4 protein-coding genes are annotated in these 3,313 nt (G+C 40.5%); 2 read left to right on the forward strand and 2 right to left on the reverse strand.

What is annotated here, in order from left to right; translation table 11 throughout:
* Positions 1-103: 103 nt before the first annotated feature.
* Together gerD and pdaB are read right to left on the reverse strand one after the other, a co-directional pair.
* Positions 104-853 (reverse strand): spore germination lipoprotein GerD, encoded by a 750-nt coding sequence (gene gerD, locus ACUYLD_RS25385; protein WP_446676222.1) that lies wholly within the window; start codon positions 851-853, stop codon positions 104-106.
* Between the two features lie 106 nt (positions 854-959).
* Positions 960-1,739 (reverse strand): polysaccharide deacetylase family sporulation protein PdaB, encoded by a 780-nt coding sequence (gene pdaB, locus ACUYLD_RS25390; RefSeq protein WP_061831406.1) that lies wholly within the window; start codon positions 1,737-1,739, stop codon positions 960-962.
* A 98-nt stretch (positions 1,740-1,837) separates the two neighbouring features.
* Here pdaB and ACUYLD_RS25395 point away from each other — a divergent pair, with 98 nt between their 5' ends.
* On the forward strand, positions 1,838-2,452 hold the full coding sequence (locus tag ACUYLD_RS25395) for a stage II sporulation protein M (protein WP_440723590.1): 615 nt from the start codon (positions 1,838-1,840) through the stop codon (positions 2,450-2,452).
* A 192-nt stretch (positions 2,453-2,644) separates the two neighbouring features.
* Entirely contained in the window at positions 2,645-2,875 is a 231-nt protein-coding gene (locus ACUYLD_RS25400) for a hypothetical protein (RefSeq protein ID WP_013312131.1), read from the forward strand.
* Positions 2,876-3,313: the final 438 nt, after the last annotated feature.

Consider the following 3,313-nt stretch of genomic DNA (forward strand, 5'->3'; position numbering starts at 1 on the left):
CTCCAGAGACCAGAGCCTTATGATGTAAAGAAAAAGAAACCCACGTCTCAAAAGACGGGGTTTCTCGACAATCTGAGGCTGGTTTATTAAACCAGCCTTTTTATTATTGGCTTCCTCCTTGTTCTCCTTCGCCCCCACCTTCGCTACCTCCACCACCACCTTGCTTATCGCCGCCTGCACCGCTTTGCTCACCGGTTTTTTTCTCAACCTTGGGTTGAAGCTCCTCTTGTACGACGGTTTTGAGTAAATTCATAACCTCAAGTCGGAAAATCGGATTTTGCATGGCATCATGCATGACTGTCATAGATTGTTTGCGATATTCAGGGGTTCTAGTTAAGTCCATATACATTTTGGTTAATTCTGGTGACTTGAGCATTGCTTCAATTGATTTTTGATAAGAAGGGTCTTTTATAAGTTGCATATGAAGCTGTTTGCTTTGGCTGTTGATGGCTTTGGCAAATTCTCCGGCAAAACGTGGATCAGTCATAATTTTTTCGATTTCTTTTTTATATTCAGGTGATACCAAAGTATCTTTGACTGCGATCTTCATCTGTTCAGCCGATTGCATGGGCATAAGCATTTTCATTCCCATGCTACCACCAGACCCACCACCAGACCCACCCTCTTCACTGCTTTGACCGGATTGTCCTTCTTTGGATGAACTGTTTTCCCCGGTTAAAGCCTCCTCTACCGCTTTTTTTCCGTCATCGCTTTTCAGGATATCGACAACCATCGTTTTCATCTCTTTATAACTGTTCTGGGGGGGCGCAGAACCCTGATCCGAGCCGCATCCACTCAGTGCAACGCCCAGTACGCATACCGTGCTAACAAATCGCAAACGAGTCCAATTCATGGCCGTATTCCTCCTTCATCATGAATGTGGATAGTATGCGGATGAATGGGGAGAAATATGTCGATTTGCTTTTGGTTTTTAGCTGAGAACGATGTAAAATAACTCCTTAAAGACCCAGTGCCTGATCGCGTACCTCTTTGCCTTTTACTGTACCCTGTTGAAGCAGTTCAGATACAGTCACGAATTCATAGCCTTGTGCTCGCAACTTGTCGATAATGACCGGCAGGGCTTCATGCGTTTGTTTACAGGAATCACTGGCATGCAGAAGGACGATATCGCCAGGATGCGCTTTATTTACAACACGGTCGATTATGACCTGAGTACCAGGGTTTTTCCAGTCCAGGGAATCTGTATCCCACTGAATGGTTTTGTAGCCTAAAGTGCCGGCAACCTGAAGGACTCTTTTATCAAAGTCGCCATTAGGCATACGGATCAATTTCGGGGACTGTCCCGTCAGTTCGGTTAATGTGGTATGAGCAATTGAAATCTGCTTACGAATATCTTCATCGCTTAAACTGCTGTAATTTTCGTGTTTATGGCCATGACTGCCGATCTCAAATCCGCTTTCTTTAATCTGATTCACAAGTTCTGGATGTGTTTTACTCCAAGGGGCAGAAAGAAAAAAGGTGGACTTGGTGACTTTTTTATCCTCAAGGACTTTTAAGATGGGGGCAGTACGCTTATCGCCCCAACTAATATCAAAGGTGAGAGCGATCAACTTTTTGTCCGTGGGCACACTATAAATAGCGGTTGGTGCTTCCTCGGAAAAAACTGTAACATTATCGGTTTCTACATAAATGACTCCGACAGTAAAGATGGCTGCAGCCATTACGATTAAGAATCGTTTGATTTTTTTACCGTTTAATACATAAAAAAAAGAATTCATGGTTAATAACGCCCCTTTCATCCTAGAAGTGCTTGTTTACTTAAAGCTATGCCAGGGGTTGTCAATTATTCCATTGGACTAATAGGAGGAATTATCAAATGGGACTAAACGCATTTTTTCACGATTTACACATAACAAGACGGTTGATTTTAATCTCTGCACTTCTTTTCTGCACAAGTATTATAGTGGGGTGGTTAAGTACAGGCACTATTCAATCCATGCTAGCGCAACAAATGGAGGGACTGGGAGAAGTAGCGCAGCGCTTGCAGAATTCTGAGCATCCACAATGGAGTTTTTTTGTATTTATCTTTTTCAATAATGCAATTAAATGTGTGCTGGTTATATTTATGGGGGCTGTATTTGGAATCGTACCGTTTATATTTTTGATTGTGAACGGTATGGTTTTAGGGTTTGTAGTACACTTGCAGACAGATATGGGAAGAAGTATGTATGAAGTTGTTGTAAAAGGGTTGCTGCCTCACGGTGTGATTGAATTGCCTGTTTTGATTATCGCCTGTGCCTTCGGATTGAAGTTTGGAATTAACATAATGTCTACTATAGGTACAAGCATAGGGCTAAAGCGCAAAGGAACTGGCCCATCGTGGAATGTATTTATGAAACAAACGTTGAGGGTGTCCCTATGGTCTGTCATCTTACTGCTTATAGCAGCTGCTATTGAGAGTGGCATAACTTATCGTTTATTGTCACAATAAAATATTATGGCCAATTATTTATATATTTCCTGAAAATTGAACATAACAAAGGGGAGAGCCTAAAGAGAAGCTGAAGATTAATCGGGGGAAGTTTGAAACCTTAGCAGTTGAGTTTAAAAACAGGTAAAGATTGGAACAATAGTTGAGCAAATATAAGTACTATATAATCTGCTGATAAGGGAGTATGGTCATATGTTGGGAATGCTGTTTAACGAAAAAGAATGCAAGGAACTTGACTACGTTCTTCGTAAGGAGCTAGATGAAATGCTGCTTGATATGAGCGATACTCGATTGGATCAAGATATTCGCTACGCAATCGCACTTCGATATAAAACAGTCTTCCGCATGTATGCCCGTTTTGCACCCGCCAAGGAACTATCCAAATATGCTCGCAGAGGGCGAGTCCCACAAACCAAACAATAGATAGGGTAGAAAACATATCAGAGATATCAGGAAGTAAACTATTTTAAAAAGCTTATACTTTCTGATATCAAAAAAAGTATTGACTCTATTCAATATTCATGGTAAATTAATTTTCGTTCCTTTTTGAAGGATTTGCTCGAAAAAAAGAAATTAAAAAAAACTCTTGCAAATTCTAAAAAGAGATGATATATTATAAAGGTCGCCACTGAGACGCGGTGACGAAACAAAGTAAGACATTATGCAAGTTTGATCTTTGAAAACTGAACAACGAGTGAGTACGGATTTTGTTTACAAAATCTAACGCGGAAATTTTGGTACATGCCATTAGGTTGTATGAAATGGAAGCGAAAATGAGATATTATTATCTCGTCAGTTTCAAAATGAGCTTATCGCTCTTTCTATAAATCAACTTCGGTTGGTCTTTAATGGAGAGTTTGA

It is taken from the genome of Paenibacillus sp. SER-28, from assembly GCF_052906305.1.